Source organism: Psychrobacillus sp. L3, from assembly GCF_042945595.1.
Classification (GTDB): Bacteria; Bacillota; Bacilli; order Bacillales_A; family Planococcaceae; genus Psychrobacillus.
This window is the reverse complement of the sequence record NZ_CP168493.1, coordinates 3,771,319-3,788,962: the sequence shown is the minus strand read 5'-3', so window position 1 is coordinate 3,788,962 and position 17,644 is coordinate 3,771,319. Positions and strand designations below refer to the sequence as shown.

Here is a 17,644-nt window from a genome sequence, read left to right as displayed (position 1 = left end):
AGGTGAGAAAATGACTAAGAAAATTGTCTTGAGTTGTACACAATGTGGTCACCGGAATTATACGGTTAATACATCAAAAGAGAGTGCATCTATACGTATAGAACGAAAAAAGTATTGTACGCATTGTAACGCACATACACTTCACAAACAAACTTTGTGAGTATGTAGATAAGATAGATTTTCCGTGTGGAGGTTTAGCTAAGATGGCTAATGTTGGAGGATTTTTTAAAAATGTAATGTCTGAAATGAGAAAAGTAAGCTGGCCTAGAAGGAAAGAGCTTACAAGATATACAGTTGTCGTGTTAGCGACAGTAATAGTTATGGCTGTATTCTTTAGTTTGGTAGATTTAGGGATTTCTCAACTTTTCCGTTGGTATTTGGATTTATAAAATGCATTTTGTAAATATTTTTTGAAAATAGCCCGTCTTACTAAACGAACGGGTTTTTTCATTTGTCTAAGAAAAGGAGGGAAGGACGAACAGTCCTATAGCTATGGAAAAAAATTGGTATGTCGTTCATACTTACTCTGGGTATGAAAATAAAGTAAAAGCAAACTTAGAAAAGCGTGTAGAAACAATGGGAATGTCAGATAAAATTTTCCGAGTATATATCCCTGAACAAGAAGAAACGGATTTTAAAGATGGAAAAAAACGTGTCGTTTTGAGAAAAACTTTCCCTGGGTACGTATTCGTTGAGCTGATTATGACAGATGACGCTTGGTATGTTGTTAGAAATACTCCAGGAGTAACTGGATTTCTTGGTTCTTCAGGTGGAGGAACAAAACCAACACCTTTAGCTCCAGAGGAAGTACAATCTATGTTGAAACAAATGGGTAGTAATGAAGCCAGAGTAGAAGTAGACTTCGCGGTAGGTGAATTGGTTGAAGTATTAGAAGGACCGTTTGCTCATTTCCAAGGAAAAGTAGAAGTAATTGACTCTGCTAAAGGCAAAGTAACCGTTTCTGTAGATATGTTTGGCCGAGAAACAAATATGGAATTAGACTTCGTTCAAGTAACGAAAATATAATTTTACTTTAGTTACTTGCTAAAGGTTGAAAATAGTGGTATCATTTCAAAGGTCAGACTTAAAATAAGTCTGCATGAATTTTTCTAATGTTATCAGCAATTTGCTGAGAGACAGATATTTGAGTGGGAGGGGCAACCCAATTACCACATCACGGACTTAAGGAGGTGTGTCTCGTGGCTAAAAAAGTGATTAAAGTTGTTAAATTACAAATTCCTGCTGGTAAAGCAAACCCAGCGCCACCGGTTGGTCCTGCATTAGGACAAGCGGGTGTTAATATCATGGGATTCTGTAAGGAGTTCAACGCACGTACTGCCGATCAAGCAGGTCTAATCATTCCGGTTGAAATTTCTGTATTTGAAGATCGTTCATTTACTTTCATTACAAAAACTCCGCCGGCAGCAGTGCTACTTAAAGTAGCAGCAGGTATTCAATCTGGATCAGGTGAACCAAACCGCGTAAAAGTGGCAAAAGTGAAACGTGATAAAGTTCGCGAAATCGCAGAACAAAAAATGCCAGATTTAAATGCAGCGTCTGTTGAAGCAGCTATGTTGATGGTTGAAGGTACTGCACGTAGCATGGGTATTACAATCGAAGACTAATATTTAATGTGCATTTTAATATAATGCATTTGTTTTTTGGAAGGTTGTAGTTGTTCCTTAGAATAACTACAACCTTTACACGTGGGAGGTTTATTCCGCTAAAACCACTATCAAGGAGGACATTTTAATGGCTAACAAAGGTAAAAAATTACAAGAAGCTTCAAAATTAATCGATAGTAATGTATTATATTCGGCTAAAGAAGCGATTGAGCTTGCGAAAAAAACTAGCACTACAAACTTCGATGCAACTGTAGAAGTTGCTTTCCGTTTAGGAATCGATACTCGTAAAAATGACCAACAAATCCGCGGAGCAGTTGTGCTTCCGAACGGAACTGGTAAAACACAACGCGTATTAGTATTCGCTAAAGGTGAAAAACTGAAAGAAGCAGAAGCTGCAGGTGCAGACTATGCTGGTGATACAGAATACATCAACAAAATTCAACAAGGATGGTTTGACTTCGATGTAATCGTAGCAACTCCAGATATGATGGGTGAAGTTGGTAAAATTGGTCGCGTACTTGGACCTAAAGGCTTAATGCCGAACCCGAAAACAGGTACTGTTACATTTGATGTTACGAAAGCTATCGGAGAAATCAAAGCTGGTAAAGTAGAATACCGCGCTGACAAAACTGGTATCATTCATGCACCAATCGGAAAAGTATCTTTTGAAGATGAAAAATTAGTAGAAAATTTCTTGGCAGTATTTGAAGTAGTGCAAAAAGCTAAACCAGCCGCTTCTAAAGGTACCTACATGAAATCTGTTAATGTTACAACTACAATGGGTCCTGCTGTTAAAGTTGACGCTCAATCAATTAAATAATAATTGACAACTAAAGGTCTATTTGTTAAAATGACTTTTGTTGTGAAATATACATTTGTACCGAAGACAGTAGGAGTGGCATGTCACTTAATATCCTACCGAGGACAAGCAAATTCAGATTCTTCTTAGATGATGACTTTCTGCCTCTGTGTCTATCCGTAGATCAGAGGCTTTTCTTTTGTCGGTATGAATGGCCAATTCTTATAGGAGGTGCCAAAATGAACAAAGCAATTGAAACAAAAAAAGTGCAAGTTCAAGACATTGCAGAAAAGTTTAAAGCTGCTGCTTCAGTAGTAGTAGTTGACTACCGTGGTCTAAACGTTGCGCAAGTAACTGAACTACGTAAACAACTTCGCGAAGCTGGTGTGGAATTCAAAGTTTACAAAAACTCTCTTACACGCCGTGCGACTGAAGTTGCTGGTGTGGATGGAATCAACGAACATCTTGTTGGACCAAACGCAGTAGCATTTTCTAACGAAGACGTAGTTGCGCCTGCAAAAATCATTAATGATTTTGCTAAAAAGAACGAACAACTTGAAATTAAAGCTGGTATCATCGAAGGTACTGTAGCGTCTGCTGAAGACGTGAAAGCATTAGCTGAACTTCCATCACGCGAAGGTCTTCTTTCTATGCTTCTTTCAGTACTTCAAGCTCCAATGCGCAACTTCGCGCTTGCAACAAAAGCTGTTGCAGAACAAAAAGAAGAACAAGGCGCATAATTTATTACGCGGCTTAACAACTAAAAAAGGGCAAACAGCCTAAAAAAAATATCCATTATAGGAGGAAAATAAAATGAACAAAGAAGCAATCTTAGAAGCTATCAAAGAAATGACAGTTCTTGAGTTAAACGACTTAGTAAAAGCAATTGAAGAAGAATTTGGTGTAACAGCTGCTGCTCCTGTAGCAATGGTTGCAGGTGGCGGTGCTGCTGCAGCTGAAGAGCAAACTGAATTTGACGTAATCCTTGCTTCTGCTGGAGATCAAAAAATTAAAGTAATTAAAGTTGTTCGTGAAATCACTGGTCTTGGCTTGAAAGAAGCTAAAGAAGTAGTTGATAACGCACCAAAAGCAGTTAAAGAAGGCGTATCTAAAGAAGACGCTGAAGCTATTAAAGCTCAACTTGAAGAAGTCGGCGCTAACGTAGAAGTTAAGTAATTTTTGTACAGTTCGAAGAAAAAAAGCTCGTCAGTTAACGACGGGCTTTTCTTCGTATGTATTATGGAGGGTTATTCGGTGTCTGATCACTATTACTCTAGAAAACCTCAAACGGAAAGTAAGCCACGTCACTGGAATTTTACATTGCTTGGGAATGCCTTTCGATTTGAAACAGATGCTGGTGTCTTTAGTAAGAGCGAAGTAGATTTTGGCTCCCGTGTATTAATCGATGCTTTTGAAACACCTGATCTAGAAGGAGATTTTTTAGATATAGGCTGTGGATACGGTCCGATTGGTCTGTCTATTGCGAAAGCAAATGAAGGAAGAACAGTTCATTTAGTAGATGTTAACACACGTGCAATCCAACTTGCAGAAAAAAATGCTGCTGCTAACGGGATACAAAATGTACGAATCTATGAAAGTGATGGGTTGTCAGCGGTTCAGACTGCAAACTTTGCGGCTATTATAACTAATCCACCAATTCGTGCTGGAAAAGAGACTATTTTTCGTTTTTACAAGGAATCTTATGAAATTTTGGTTTCAAAGGGAGAATTGTGGGTTGTGATTCAAAAGAAACAAGGGGCACCATCAACTTTTAGTTATTTAGAAGAGATTTTTGGTCAAGTGGAAATAGTAGAAAAAGCAAAAGGCTACTGGATTTTAAAAGCTACAAAAGATTGACTTGACAAAATCGCTATGATATTATAATGAAATGTAAAAATATTATTTTGAGGACGTATGCCTTTTTGAATAAATGTATTAAATACGGGTATACTGGCCGAAAGAAAAGTTTGGTTATTTAAAAATGAGCTCTTATTTAGAACTCGTTTTCTTTTTGTCTTTTCGATATCATACACTAATTTGTTGATATGGGAAAGACCTATTATCGCTTTATTGAGGGGTGAATGAGTTGACAGGTCAACTAGTTCAGTACGGACAACACCGCCAACGCAGAAGTTTTGCGCGTATTAGTGAGGTGCTTGAACTTCCGAATCTAATCGAAATTCAAACAGCATCTTACGAATGGTTCCTTGAAGAAGGTTTACGTGAAATGTTTAAAGATATTTCACCAATCGAGGACTTTACAGGCAATCTATCACTTGAATTTGTCGACTATAGTTTAAATGAACCGAAGTATTCAGTCGACGAATCAAAAGAACGTGACGCAACATACGCTGCTCCACTGCGCGTAAAAGTACGTCTCCACAACAAAGAAACGGACGAAGTGAAAGAACAAGATGTATTCATGGGTGATTTCCCACTGATGACAGAAACAGGTACTTTCGTAATCAATGGTGCTGAGCGCGTTATCGTATCTCAGTTAGTCCGTTCACCAAGTGTTTACTTTCATGACAAAACAGACAAAAATGGTAAAAAAGGTTTTGGATCTACAGTTATTCCAAACCGTGGAGCATGGTTAGAATATGAAATTGATGCAAAAGACGTCGTATACGTTCGAATCGATCGTACACGTAAATTACCGGTTACTGTTTTACTTCGCGCATTAGGCTTAGGATCAGATCAAGAAATCATTGATTTAATTGGTGATAATGAATATCTACGTAATACGCTTGAAAAAGATAACACGGAAACGTCTGAAAAAGCGTTACTTGAAATCTATGAGCGTCTACGCCCTGGAGAACCACCGACAGTTGAAAGTGCGAAGAGTTTGTTGTATTCTCGCTTTTTTGACCCAAAACGCTATGATTTAGCGAATGTTGGTCGTTACAAAATGAATAAAAAATTGCATATTAAAAATCGTTTGTTTAATCAAACGATAGCAGAAACGCTAGTGGATCCTGAAACAGGCGAGATATTAGTAGAAGCAGGTACTCTGATAGATCGTCGAGTACTTGATAAACTAATCCCTCATTTAGAGAGTGGAATAGGATTTAAAACATTATCTCAAGTAGGTGGTGTTTTAGAAGATGATATTACCATTCAATCCATTAAGATCTATGCACCAAATGAAGAAGAACAAAAGGAAATAAATGTAATTAGCAATGCGTATGTGGAAACAGAAGTGAAAAACATTACACCTGCTGATATTGTTTCCTCTGTTGGATACTTCTTTAATCTTTTATACAATGTTGGAAACACGGATGACATTGATCATCTAGGAAATCGTCGTTTACGTTCGGTAGGAGAGTTATTACAAAATCAGTTCCGTATTGGTCTTTCTCGTATGGAACGAGTAGTTCGTGAAAGAATGTCTATTAACGATACACAATCAATTGTTCCACAACAATTGATCAATATTCGTCCGGTCATTGCATCTATTAAAGAATTTTTTGGTAGTTCACAATTATCTCAGTTCATGGACCAAACAAACCCTCTTGCAGAACTTACGCATAAACGTCGTCTATCAGCTCTTGGGCCTGGTGGTTTAACACGTGAGCGTGCTGGGTTCGAAGTGCGTGACGTTCATTACTCTCACTATGGTCGCATGTGTCCGATCGAAACGCCTGAGGGTCCGAATATTGGACTTATTAACTCACTTTCAAGTTTTGCAAAAGTAAACAAATTTGGATTTATTGAAACTCCATACCGACGTGTTGATCCTGAAACGGGTCTCGTCACTTCACGCATTGATTATCTAACTGCTGATGAAGAGGATAACTATGTGGTAGCACAAGCGAACTCTCCCTTATCAGAAGATGGTGCATTTGTTAAAGAAGAAGTAGTAGGTCGTTTCCGTGGGGATAATACTGTATTTAGAAGAGATCAAATTGATTACATGGATGTATCACCGAAACAAGTAGTTTCTGCAGCGACGGCATGCATTCCTTTCTTAGAGAATGATGACTCGAACCGTGCCCTTATGGGAGCGAACATGCAACGTCAAGCAGTTCCTTTACTGAATCCAGAAGCTCCCTTTGTAGGAACAGGTATGGAACATGTGAATGCACGTGATTCAGGTGCTGCTGTTATAGCAAAATATCATGGTATCGTAGAACACGTAGAAGCGAAAGAAATTAGAGTTCGTCGCATTGAAGAAGTCGATGGAAAAGAAATAAAAGGTGATTTAACATCTTATAAAGTACACAAATTTGAACGTTCAAATCATGGTACTTCTATTAACCAACGTCCAATTGTGAAAATTGGGGATCGAGTAAAACCACTTGATATGCTTGCAGATGGTCCATCTATGGAAAAAGGTGAATTAGCATTAGGTCGTAATGTATTAGTAGCCTTCATGACATGGGATGGATATAACTATGAGGATGCCGTTATTATGAGCGAGCGTCTCGTGAAAGATGATGTTTACACTTCTGTGCATATTGAAGAGTATGAATCAGAATCGCGTGATACGAAGCTTGGGCCGGAGGAAATTACGAGAGATATTCCGAACGTCGGAGAAGATGCGTTACGCAATTTAGATGATCGTGGAATTATCCGTATTGGTGCAGAAGTTCGTGATGGCGACATCCTAGTTGGGAAAGTAACACCAAAAGGGGTTACAGAACTAACTGCAGAAGAACGTTTACTTCATGCTATTTTCGGTGAAAAAGCTCGTGAAGTTCGTGATACATCTCTACGTGTACCTCATGGTGCTGGTGGGATAATTTTAGATGTAAAAGTATTCAACCGTGAAGATGGCGATGAATTATCTCCAGGTGTTAACCAATTAGTCCGTGCATATATCGTTCAAAAACGTAAAATCTCTGTAGGGGATAAAATGGCCGGACGTCATGGTAACAAAGGGGTAATTTCAAGGATTCTTCCGGAAGAAGATATGCCTTTCCTTCCAGATGGAACACCGGTTGATATCATGTTAAATCCACTAGGTGTACCTTCTCGTATGAATATTGGGCAAGTACTAGAGCTTCACTTAGGTATGGCTGCTAGACTTCTAGGTGTTCATATGGCGTCACCGGTATTCGATGGTGCCAACGAGGAAGATGTTTGGAATACGATGGAAGAAGCAGGACTTAACCGTGATGGTAAAACGACTCTTTATGATGGTCGTTCAGGCGAACCATTTGATAACCGTGTTTCTGTTGGGGTTATGTATATGATTAAACTTGCCCACATGGTTGATGATAAGTTACATGCTCGTTCTACGGGTCCTTACTCACTAGTTACGCAACAGCCTCTTGGAGGGAAAGCGCAATTTGGTGGTCAGCGTTTCGGAGAAATGGAAGTATGGGCACTAGAAGCTTATGGTGCCGCTTATACACTGCAAGAAATTTTAACAGTTAAATCTGATGACGTTGTAGGGCGTGTAAAAACGTACGAAGCAATCGTTAAAGGTGAAAGCGTACCAGAACCAGGTGTTCCTGAATCATTCAAAGTATTGATCAAAGAATTACAAAGTTTAGGTATGGACGTTAAAATGCTAACAATTGACGAAGAAGAAATTGAACTTCGCGATTTAGATGAAGATGACGATATTCCTGCAGCGGACGCACTTGGAATTTTGCCACAAGCAAAAGAAGAGGAACCAGTAGGGATAGTGGAATAAAGAATACAGCTAGATACCTATTTCACGGCGACTAACAAGTGTTTTCTGCGACGAGCTGTGCGCAGGAGCAAAGAAGAGGAACCAGTAGGAATAGTGGAATAAGAGGTAAAAAGAAATCGGACAGGTGATGCCTGTCCGTATTTCCGTATAAAATTGCATTATGCAGAGCTACTTGGAAAGTCTTTTAAAAGACACAAGACTAAAGGGAGGTAGGCTCCTTGATAGATGTTAATAATTTTGAGTATATGAAAATTGGTTTAGCTTCACCTGATAAAATTCGCTCTTGGTCTTACGGGGAAGTTAAAAAACCTGAAACAATCAACTATCGAACATTAAAACCTGAAAAAGATGGTTTGTTCTGTGAGCGTATTTTTGGTCCTACTAAAGACTGGGAATGTCACTGTGGTAAATACAAGCGAGTTCGTTATAAAGGTGTAGTATGTGATCGATGTGGAGTAGAAGTAACGCGTTCAAAAGTACGTCGTGAACGCATGGGGCATATCGAATTAGCAGCACCTGTTTCACATATTTGGTATTTCAAAGGTATTCCAAGTCGTATGGGTCTAATTTTGGATATGTCTCCAAGATCCCTTGAAGAAGTAATTTATTTTGCTTCCTACGTGGTAATTGAACCTGCAGATACACCTCTTGAAAAGAAACAATTACTTTCTGAAAAAGAATATCGTGCATACCGTGATAAGTTTGGTACAAAGTTCCAAGCGGCTATGGGTGCAGAAGCGATTAAACGTCTACTTCAAGAACTTGATTTAGAGAGTGAAACAGAAAGCTTAAAAGAAGAGTTGAAATCTGCACAAGGTCAACGTCGTACACGTGCTATTAAACGCTTAGAAGTAGTAGAATCTTTCCGTAATTCAGGAAATAAACCGGATTGGATGGTTTTAGACGTTCTACCGGTAATTCCTCCAGAATTGCGTCCAATGGTTCAATTAGATGGTGGACGATTTGCTACGTCTGATTTAAACGATTTATATCGTCGTGTTATTAACCGTAATAACCGCTTAAAACGTTTACTTGACTTAGGTGCTCCAAGTATTATTGTACAAAATGAAAAACGTATGTTACAAGAAGCTGTAGATGCTTTGATTGATAATGGTCGTCGTGGTCGTCCGGTTACAGGACCAGGTAATCGTCCATTAAAATCACTCTCTCATATGTTGAAAGGGAAACAAGGTCGTTTCCGTCAAAACTTACTTGGTAAACGTGTAGACTATTCTGGTCGTTCGGTTATCGTAGTAGGACCTAACTTAAAAATGTATCAATGCGGTCTTCCAAAAGAAATGGCTATTGAATTATTTAAACCATTTGTAATGAAAGAACTAGTTGAACGTGGCTTAGCTCACAACATTAAAAGTGCTAAGCGAAAAATTGAACGTATGCATGCTGAAGTTTGGGATGTATTAGAAGACGTCATTAGGGAGCATCCGGTTTTATTAAACCGTGCACCTACTCTTCACCGTTTAGGTATTCAAGCTTTCGAACCAACATTAGTAGAAGGCCGTGCAATTCGTCTTCACCCTCTTGTATGTACAGCTTACAACGCTGACTTTGATGGTGACCAAATGGCTGTTCACGTTCCTTTATCGGCAGAAGCTCAAGCAGAAGCCCGTTTATTAATGCTTGCAGCACAAAACATTTTGAACCCGAAAGATGGAAAACCAGTTGTTACACCTTCTCAAGATATGGTTTTAGGAAACTATTACTTAACACTTGAGCGTAAAGGTGCAACAGGAGAAGGTTCTACTTTCTATGGTCCAGAAGAAGTATTAATCGCATATAACACTGGTCATGTACATTTGCATACACGTATCGCAATTGCTGCATCATCACTTAAAAACCAAACGTTTACGGAAGAACAAAACAAAATGTTGTTAACGACAACAGTTGGTAAAGTAATTTTCAATGAAATACTACCAGAGACGTTCCCGTATATTAACGAACCGACGGACTTCAATTTGCAAGTTGAAACTCCATCAAACTATTTTGTTTCTACAACTACAGATATCAAGAAACATATAGAAGCAATGGATCTTATACAACCATTCAAGAAAAAAATCCTTGGAAATATCATTGCAGAAGTATTTAAACGTTTCCATATTACAGAAACTTCAAAAATGCTGGATCGCATGAAAGCACTTGGATTTAAATATTCTACTAAAGCTGGTATTACAATCGGTATTTCTGATATCGTGGTACTTCCAGACAAAGGTGAAATTCTAGAAGAAGCGCAAGGTAAAGTAGATAAAGTAATTAAACAATTCCGTCGTGGTCTAATCACGGAAGAAGAGCGCTATGCAAGTGTCATAGGACATTGGAGTAAAGCAAAAGAGATTATTCAAGATAAACTGATGAAATCCCTTGATAATTCTAACCCAATCTTCATGATGAGTGATTCAGGGGCCCGTGGTAACGCATCTAACTTTACGCAGCTTGCAGGTATGCGTGGTCTGATGGCCAATCCGGCCGGACGAATTATCGAACTTCCGATCAAATCATCGTTCCGTGAAGGTTTAACAGTTCTTGAATACTTCATCTCGACTCATGGTGCTCGTAAAGGACTTGCTGATACTGCACTTAAAACTGCTGATTCAGGTTACTTAACTCGTCGTCTTGTTGACGTTGCTCAAGATGTAATTGTTAGAGAAGACGATTGTGGAACTGACCGTGGTTTACTAATTGGTTCACTTATGGAAGGTACGGAAGTAATTGAAGAGTTTGGTGAACGTATTGTCGGTCGTCATACGAAGAAAACAATCTTCCATCCAACAACGAATGAGGTAATCCTAGCGAAAGACGGATTAATTACACAAGATGTCGCTCGCATTATTGAAGAGGCTGGTCTTAATGAGTTAACAATCCGTTCAGCGTTTACATGTAATACGAAGCACGGCGTTTGTAAAAAATGTTACGGTCTCAACTTAGCTACTGGAGACACTGTAGAAGTTGGAGAAGCAGTTGGTATTATTGCTGCTCAATCAATCGGAGAACCAGGTACGCAGTTAACGATGCGTACATTCCATACAGGTGGGGTGGCCGGAGATGATATTACACAAGGTCTTCCACGTATCCAAGAGATTTTCGAAGCTCGTAATCCAAAAGGTCAAGCTGTTATTTCAGAAATTACAGGTATCGTTACTGAAATTGATGAAATTAGAGAAGGCCAAAAAGAAATTACTATTCAAGGTAATGTAGAAACTCGTAAATATTTAGCGCCTTATAATGCGCGTATAAAAGTTCATGTAAATGATACAATTCAACGTGGACAGGTATTAACGGAAGGTTCTACTGATCCAAAAGAATTATTGAAAGTAAAAGACGTTTCTACCGTTCAAGTGTATTTATTAAAAGAAGTACAAAAAGTTTATCGTATGCAAGGGGTAGAAATTGGTGATAAACACATCGAAGTAATGGTACGACAAATGCTTCGTAAAATTCGTGTTATTGAAGCTGGTGAAACGGAATTACTTCCAGGCTCGCTGCTTGATATTCATCAATTTGCTGAGGCAAATAAGGATGCAGTTTTACAAGGTAAGATTCCTGCAACTTGTCGCCCAGTAATTCTTGGTATTACGAAAGCTTCTTTAGAAACAGAATCATTCTTATCTGCAGCGTCATTCCAAGAAACGACTCGTGTCTTAACGGATGCAGCGATTAAAGGGAAACGTGATGAATTACTAGGATTAAAAGAAAACGTAATTATTGGTAAACTAGTTCCAGCTGGAACGGGTATGCAACGTTATCGTCAGATTCAGATTACTAGTAACAAAGCGGATAAAGGAAAAGAAACAATAAGCACTGAATAAAAAATAAATATTAGGGAGAAACGTCATGGTAGTTCTCCCTAATATTATTAAGATTAGTGTTGACAGTCTTTTCTAAGAGTGATAATATGTTTAAGGTTGATAGTTATCTGACTTGTGACTTTGGAGGATATGAAAATGTCTTATGAAAAAGTGAAACAAGCAAAAAAAACAATCATAGGTATAAAGCAATCAGTAAAAGCGATGAAAAAAGGGCTTGTCAAAGAAGTTTATATTGCACTTGATGTAGAGGAAAGAATTATTGATCTAGCACGATCAACAGCACAAGATAACAATGTTCTTATACACTACGTAAAGTCTAAAATAGATCTTGGTAAAGCTTGTGGATTGCACTTAGGTGCATCAGTAGTAGCTCTTATTGTGTAACAGTTTTTGTGTAAAACACAAAGACTTTGTTTTTACCCAAAAAATGAACCACCTGGATGTGTGGTATTAAAAAGAATAAATGAAGGGAGGAATAATCGATGCCTACAATTAACCAATTGGTACGTAAGCCTCGTCAATCCAAAATTACGAACTCAAAGTCTCCAGCTTTAGGAAAAGGCTATAACAGCTTTAAAAAATCAGCTACAAATCTTAACTCGCCACAAAAGCGTGGGGTTTGTACTCGTGTTGGTACTATGACGCCGAAGAAACCAAACTCAGCACTTCGTAAATATGCGCGTGTACGTTTGACAAATACGTTAGAGGTTACTGCTTATATTCCTGGTGAAGGTCACAACCTACAAGAACATAGTGTTGTACTTATCCGCGGAGGAAAAGTGAAAGACTTACCAGGGGTACGTTACCATATCGTACGTGGTGCTCTTGATACAGCTGGTGTTACAGGTCGTATGCAAAGTCGTTCTTTATACGGTGCAAAACGCCCGAAAGTAAAAAAATAATTTTTAAATAATTAATAATTAGACAATTAGTCGAAAGGAGGAAAACACATGCCTCGTAAAGGTCCTGTTTCCAAACGTGACGTGTTACCAGATCCAATTTATAATTCGAAACTAGTAACTCGTTTAGTCAATAAAATGATGGTAGATGGTAAAAGAGGTACTTCTCAAAAAATCCTATACGGAGCGTTCGAACTAGTAAAAGAACGTTCTGGTAAAGATGCTTTAGAAGTATTTGAAGCTGCATTAACTAACGTAATGCCAGTTCTTGAAGTACGTGCTCGTCGTGTTGGTGGTGCAAACTACCAAGTGCCGGTAGAAGTACGTCCAGATCGTCGTTCAACTCTAGGTCTTCGTTACTTAGTGAACTATTCACGCCTTCGTGGAGAGAAAACGATGGAAGAACGTTTAGCTAACGAAATTCTTGATGCATCAAACAACACCGGTGCTTCAGTTAAGAAACGTGAAGATATGCACAAAATGGCGGAAGCTAACAAAGCGTTCGCACACTATCGTTGGTAGGATTTATTTAAAAATCATACTCTAATCCGAAATTGAAAGGAGAAATACAATATGGCTAGAGAGTTCTCCTTAGCAAAAACACGTAATATCGGGATCATGGCTCACATAGATGCTGGTAAAACGACTACTACGGAGCGTATTCTTTATTACACTGGGAAAATCCATAAAATTGGAGAAACTCATGAAGGTGCTTCACAAATGGACTGGATGGAGCAAGAGCAAGAACGTGGTATTACAATCACTTCTGCTGCGACAACAGCTGCTTGGGATGGTCACCGTGTAAATATCATCGATACACCTGGTCACGTAGACTTCACAGTTGAAGTTGAACGTTCACTTCGTGTACTTGATGGCGCGGTTACAGTACTAGATGCGCAATCTGGTGTTGAACCACAAACAGAAACAGTATGGCGTCAAGCTACAACTTATGGCGTACCACGTATTGTTTTCATTAACAAAATGGATAAAACGGGAGCGGATTTCTTGTATTCTGTAGGAACACTACATGACCGTTTACAAGCTAATGCTCATCCAATTCAGTTACCAATCGGTGCTGAAGAAGATTTCCGCGGAATTATCGACTTAGTAACAATGACTGCTACTATGTACGCTAATGACCTAGGAACTGACATGGAAGAAGTGGAAATTCCGGAAGAATTTAAAGCTCAAGCTAATGAATACCGTGAAAAGCTAGTTGAAGCGGTATCTGAACTTGACGAAGATTTAATGGAAAAATATCTTGGTGGAGAAGAGATTACGAACGAAGAATTAGTTGATGGTATCCGTAAAGGTACTCTAAACGTAGAATTCTATCCAGTAGTATGTGGTACTGCATTTAAAAACAAAGGTGTTCAAAAAGTTTTAGACGCAGTTGTTGCATACCTACCATCACCACTTGATATTCCAGCTATGCAAGGGATTGACCCAGACACTGATGGAGAGATTGAACGTCATTCAGATGACTCAGAACCATTCTCTGCATTAGCATTTAAAGTTATGACTGACCCTTACGTTGGTAAATTAACATTCTTCCGTGTTTATTCTGGTACACTTCAAGCGGGTTCATATGTGCAAAACTCTACAAAAGGTAAGCGTGAACGCGTAGGACGTATTCTACAAATGCATGCTAACTCTCGTGAAGAAATTTCACAAGTATACGCTGGAGATATCGCTGCAGCTGTAGGTTTAAAAGATACAACAACTGGAGACACACTGTGTGATGAAAAAGCTCTTGTAATTCTTGAGTCTATGACATTCCCAGAACCAGTTATTTCATTATCTGTTGAACCGAAAACAAAAGCGGACCAAGATAAAATGGGTCAAGCTCTACAAAAACTTTCAGAAGAAGATCCTACATTCCGCGTACATACTGACCAAGAAACTGGTCAAGTAATCATCGCTGGTATGGGTGAACTTCATTTGGATATTTTAGTTGACCGTATGCGCCGTGAATTTAAAGTAGAAGCTAACGTAGGTGCTCCACAGGTATCTTACCGTGAGACATTCCGTAGCTCTGCTAAAGTTGAAGGTAAATTCGTTCGCCAATCTGGTGGACGTGGTCAATTCGGACACGTTTGGATTGAATTCTCTCCAAACGAAGAAGGAAAAGGCTTTGAATTTGAAAATGCAGTTGTCGGTGGGGTAGTTCCACGTGAATACGTTCCAGCTGTTGAGGCAGGTCTTCGTGACTCGCTTAACAACGGTGTACTTGCTGGATATCCACTAATCGATATTAAAGCTAAACTATATGACGGATCTTATCATGATGTTGACTCGAATGAGATGGCATTTAAGATTGCTGCATCAATGGCACTTAAAAATGCTGTATCTAAAGTAAATCCAGTAATTCTTGAGCCACTTATGAAAGTAGAAGTTGTTATTCCTGAAGAATATTTAGGAGACATCATGGGAGACATTACGTCTCGCCGTGGACGCGTTGAAGGTATGGAAGCGCGTGGTAACGCACAAGTAGTTCGTGCAATGGTGCCACTTGCTGAAATGTTCGGATATGCAACGTCTTTACGTTCTAATACGCAAGGACGCGGAGTATTCTCTATGGTGTTTGATCACTATGAAGATGTTCCAAAATCAATTTCTGAAGAAATTATTAAAAAAAATAAAGGTGAATAATTGAATTTTCACCAATATTAAAGTATAACTAATCTATAGCGTATAAAAGATAGAGGGACGTACGCCCTCTAGCTTTTATCATAAAAAAACAAACAATCACTGAGGAGGCAATCTCAAATGGCAAAAGAAAAATTTGACCGTTCCAAAACACATGCAAACATTGGTACAATCGGACACGTTGACCATGGTAAAACTACATTAACAGCAGCAATCGCAACAGTTCTTGCAAAACGTTCTGGTGGTACTGCAATGAGCTATGCTCAAATTGATAACGCACCTGAAGAAAAAGAACGCGGTATCACTATCAATACATCTCACGTTGAGTATGAAACTGCTTCACGTCACTATGCACACGTTGACTGCCCAGGACATGCCGATTATGTTAAAAACATGATCACTGGTGCTGCTCAAATGGACGGTGGGATTTTAGTAGTATCTGCTGCTGATGGCCCAATGCCACAAACTCGTGAACATATCCTTCTTTCTCGTCAAGTTGGTGTACCATACTTAGTAGTATTCATGAACAAATGTGATATGGTTGATGACGAAGAATTACTTGAATTAGTAGAAATGGAAATCCGTGATCTACTTACTGAGTATAACTTCCCTGGTGATGATATTCCTGTTATCAAAGGTTCAGCTCTTAAAGCATTAGAAGGCGAAGAAAATTGGGAAGAAAGAATTGTTGAATTAATGGACGCTGTTGATTCTTATATTCCAACTCCAGAACGTCAAACTGACAAACCATTTATGATGCCAGTTGAAGATGTATTCTCAATCACTGGTCGTGGAACAGTTGCTACTGGTCGTGTTGAGCGTGGACAAGTTAAAATCGGTGATGTTGTAGACATCATTGGTATTGTTGAAGAACCAAAATCAACTACTGTAACAGGTGTTGAAATGTTCCGTAAGCTTCTTGACTATGCAGAAGCTGGCGACAACATTGGTGCTCTTCTTCGTGGGGTTGCTCGTGAAGATATCCAACGTGGACAAGTATTAGCTAAACCAGGTACAATTACTCCACACACAGACTTTAAAGCAGAAGTTTATGTTCTTTCAAAAGAAGAGGGTGGACGTCATACTCCATTCTTCACAAACTACCGTCCTCAGTTTTACTTCCGTACAACTGATGTAACTGGAGTTTGTAACTTACCTGAAGGCGTAGAAATGGTTATGCCTGGTGATAACATTGAAATGATCGTTTCTTTGATTTCACCAATCGCTCTTGAAGAAGGTACTAAATTCTCTATCCGTGAGGGTGGACGTACTGTAGGCGCTGGTGTAGTTGCTACAATTACTAAATAATTAATAAATTACAAGTCAAAATCCACCTCGTGACGATGAGGTGGATTTTTTTTGTGTGAAATTAGTGTAAACTAGTTGTAAGAGGTGAGTCTGATGAATGTGAAAGTTTTATTGATAGAAGACGATCAGTCCATTTTTGAAATTATTAAAGAAAGATTCATACAATGGGCATTTGAAGTGGTGCGACCAGATGACTTTCAAAAAGTGATGAAGACATTTATTGAGGAAAAACCACAATTAGTTATTATTGATATTCAATTACCATCCTTTGATGGATTTCATTGGTGTAGAGAAATTCGTCAAATCTCTAAAGTACCAATTATTTTCTTATCTTCAAGGGATCACCCGCTGGATATGATTATGGCAATGCAAATGGGTGCAGATGATTTTGTACAAAAGCCGTTTCATCTAGAAGTTCTACTTGCAAAGGTGCAAGCAATAATACGTAGAACATATGATTATCAAGAGGAGAATATGGATATTAGTAGTTGGAATAAAGCAGTGATTGATTTTGCTAAAAGTGAAATTACATATTTGGAAAAATCAAATGAACTGACGAAAAATGAACTTTTTATCCTTCGTACATTGATGCAATCAGTAGATAAAATTGTCTCTCGCGATGAATTAATGAGAAAGCTTTGGGATGATGAGCGTTTTGTTAATGATAATACTTTATCAGTAAATGTGAATCGTCTCCGCCTTAAGTTAGAAGAGATTGGTTTAATAGATGTAATTATTACAAAAAAAGGGTTAGGTTATATGGCAATTACGAAAAAGGAGTAGATTCACTTGTTCCTAGCATACATAAAAGAAAGAAAGGCATGGATTCTTTTTTTCATATGCTTGCAGATTTGGTTGAATATTATTTTGACCTTAGATATTGCCTTTCTCGAAATATCTAT

The 17,644-nt window shown here is 38.6% G+C and carries 16 protein-coding genes and 1 other annotated feature; all 16 genes read left to right on the top strand.

Annotated elements, in window-relative coordinates; translation table 11 throughout:
• Window positions 1-10: 10 nt before the first annotated feature.
• The 16 genes from rpmG (at window position 11) to ACEPXD_RS18975 (ending at window position 17,525) form a co-directional block, all read left to right on the top strand.
• Window positions 11-160, top strand: coding sequence for a 50S ribosomal protein L33 (gene rpmG, locus ACEPXD_RS19050; protein WP_151701751.1), 150 nt, complete (start codon window positions 11-13; stop codon window positions 158-160).
• Between the two features lie 43 nt (window positions 161-203).
• Window positions 204-389, top strand: a complete 186-nt coding sequence (gene secE / locus ACEPXD_RS19045; protein WP_391118486.1) for a preprotein translocase subunit SecE — start codon at window positions 204-206, stop codon at window positions 387-389.
• A 103-nt stretch (window positions 390-492) separates the two neighbouring features.
• Window positions 493-1,026: a transcription termination/antitermination protein NusG gene (nusG, locus tag ACEPXD_RS19040; RefSeq protein ID WP_391118484.1), complete on the top strand. Its 534-nt coding sequence runs from the start codon at window positions 493-495 to the stop codon at window positions 1,024-1,026.
• A gap of 173 nt (window positions 1,027-1,199) precedes the next feature.
• Complete coding sequence (gene rplK, locus ACEPXD_RS19035; protein WP_151701748.1) at window positions 1,200-1,625, top strand: 50S ribosomal protein L11; 426 nt, start codon at window positions 1,200-1,202, stop codon at window positions 1,623-1,625.
• A gap of 127 nt (window positions 1,626-1,752) precedes the next feature.
• Window positions 1,753-2,445: a 50S ribosomal protein L1 gene (gene rplA / locus ACEPXD_RS19030; RefSeq protein WP_391118482.1), complete on the top strand. Its 693-nt coding sequence runs from the start codon at window positions 1,753-1,755 to the stop codon at window positions 2,443-2,445.
• A 42-nt stretch (window positions 2,446-2,487) separates the two neighbouring features.
• Window positions 2,488-2,631, top strand: a sequence feature (ribosomal protein L10 leader region).
• A 32-nt stretch (window positions 2,632-2,663) separates the two neighbouring features.
• On the top strand, window positions 2,664-3,164 hold the full coding sequence (gene rplJ, locus ACEPXD_RS19025) for a 50S ribosomal protein L10 (protein ID WP_391118480.1): 501 nt from the start codon (window positions 2,664-2,666) through the stop codon (window positions 3,162-3,164).
• Between the two features lie 73 nt (window positions 3,165-3,237).
• Window positions 3,238-3,600, top strand: a complete 363-nt coding sequence (gene rplL / locus ACEPXD_RS19020; protein WP_391118478.1) for a 50S ribosomal protein L7/L12 — start codon at window positions 3,238-3,240, stop codon at window positions 3,598-3,600.
• A gap of 78 nt (window positions 3,601-3,678) precedes the next feature.
• A complete protein-coding gene (locus ACEPXD_RS19015) occupies window positions 3,679-4,281 on the top strand; it encodes a class I SAM-dependent methyltransferase (protein ID WP_391118476.1) in 603 nt (200 codons plus the stop codon).
• A 220-nt stretch (window positions 4,282-4,501) separates the two neighbouring features.
• Window positions 4,502-8,065 (top strand): DNA-directed RNA polymerase subunit beta, encoded by a 3,564-nt coding sequence (gene rpoB / locus ACEPXD_RS19010; RefSeq protein WP_391118474.1) that lies wholly within the window; start codon window positions 4,502-4,504, stop codon window positions 8,063-8,065.
• Between the two features lie 218 nt (window positions 8,066-8,283).
• Complete coding sequence (gene rpoC / locus ACEPXD_RS19005) at window positions 8,284-11,886, top strand: DNA-directed RNA polymerase subunit beta' (protein ID WP_391118472.1); 3,603 nt, start codon at window positions 8,284-8,286, stop codon at window positions 11,884-11,886.
• Between the two features lie 135 nt (window positions 11,887-12,021).
• Window positions 12,022-12,270 carry a ribosomal L7Ae/L30e/S12e/Gadd45 family protein gene (locus ACEPXD_RS19000; protein ID WP_391118470.1) on the top strand — a complete coding sequence of 83 codons (249 nt, stop codon included), beginning with the start codon at window positions 12,022-12,024 and terminating at the stop codon, window positions 12,268-12,270.
• Between the two features lie 98 nt (window positions 12,271-12,368).
• Entirely contained in the window at window positions 12,369-12,788 is a 420-nt protein-coding gene (gene rpsL, locus ACEPXD_RS18995; protein WP_151701740.1) for a 30S ribosomal protein S12, read from the top strand.
• Between the two features lie 48 nt (window positions 12,789-12,836).
• Window positions 12,837-13,307 (top strand): 30S ribosomal protein S7, encoded by a 471-nt coding sequence (gene rpsG / locus ACEPXD_RS18990; RefSeq protein ID WP_151701739.1) that lies wholly within the window; start codon window positions 12,837-12,839, stop codon window positions 13,305-13,307.
• Window positions 13,308-13,358: 51 nt separating this feature from the next.
• Complete coding sequence (fusA, locus tag ACEPXD_RS18985) at window positions 13,359-15,437, top strand: elongation factor G (protein WP_391118468.1); 2,079 nt, start codon at window positions 13,359-13,361, stop codon at window positions 15,435-15,437.
• A gap of 117 nt (window positions 15,438-15,554) precedes the next feature.
• Window positions 15,555-16,742, top strand: coding sequence for an elongation factor Tu (gene tuf, locus ACEPXD_RS18980; protein ID WP_391118466.1), 1,188 nt, complete (start codon window positions 15,555-15,557; stop codon window positions 16,740-16,742).
• Between the two features lie 93 nt (window positions 16,743-16,835).
• Window positions 16,836-17,525 carry a response regulator gene (locus ACEPXD_RS18975; protein WP_391118464.1) on the top strand — a complete coding sequence of 230 codons (690 nt, stop codon included), beginning with the start codon at window positions 16,836-16,838 and terminating at the stop codon, window positions 17,523-17,525.
• The last annotated feature ends 119 nt before the right edge of the window (window positions 17,526-17,644 follow it).

Bases quoted from the DNA above. Each gene is read 5' to 3' on its own strand.
- rplJ (WP_391118480.1), top strand. From the start codon at position 2,664: ATGAACAAAGCAATTGAAACAAAAAAAGTGCAAGTTCAAGACATTGCA.
- rpmG (WP_151701751.1), top strand. From the start codon at position 11: ATGACTAAGAAAATTGTCTTGAGTTGTACACAATGTGGTCACCGGAAT.
- rpsL (WP_151701740.1), top strand. From the start codon at position 12,369: ATGCCTACAATTAACCAATTGGTACGTAAGCCTCGTCAATCCAAAATT.
- fusA (WP_391118468.1), top strand. From the start codon at position 13,359: ATGGCTAGAGAGTTCTCCTTAGCAAAAACACGTAATATCGGGATCATG.
- rplL (WP_391118478.1), top strand. From the start codon at position 3,238: ATGAACAAAGAAGCAATCTTAGAAGCTATCAAAGAAATGACAGTTCTT.
- secE (WP_391118486.1), top strand. From the start codon at position 204: ATGGCTAATGTTGGAGGATTTTTTAAAAATGTAATGTCTGAAATGAGA.
- tuf (WP_391118466.1), top strand. From the start codon at position 15,555: ATGGCAAAAGAAAAATTTGACCGTTCCAAAACACATGCAAACATTGGT.
- rplA (WP_391118482.1), top strand. From the start codon at position 1,753: ATGGCTAACAAAGGTAAAAAATTACAAGAAGCTTCAAAATTAATCGAT.
- ACEPXD_RS18975 (WP_391118464.1), top strand. From the start codon at position 16,836: ATGAATGTGAAAGTTTTATTGATAGAAGACGATCAGTCCATTTTTGAA.
- ACEPXD_RS19000 (WP_391118470.1), top strand. From the start codon at position 12,022: ATGTCTTATGAAAAAGTGAAACAAGCAAAAAAAACAATCATAGGTATA.
- nusG (WP_391118484.1), top strand. From the start codon at position 493: ATGGAAAAAAATTGGTATGTCGTTCATACTTACTCTGGGTATGAAAAT.
- rpsG (WP_151701739.1), top strand. From the start codon at position 12,837: ATGCCTCGTAAAGGTCCTGTTTCCAAACGTGACGTGTTACCAGATCCA.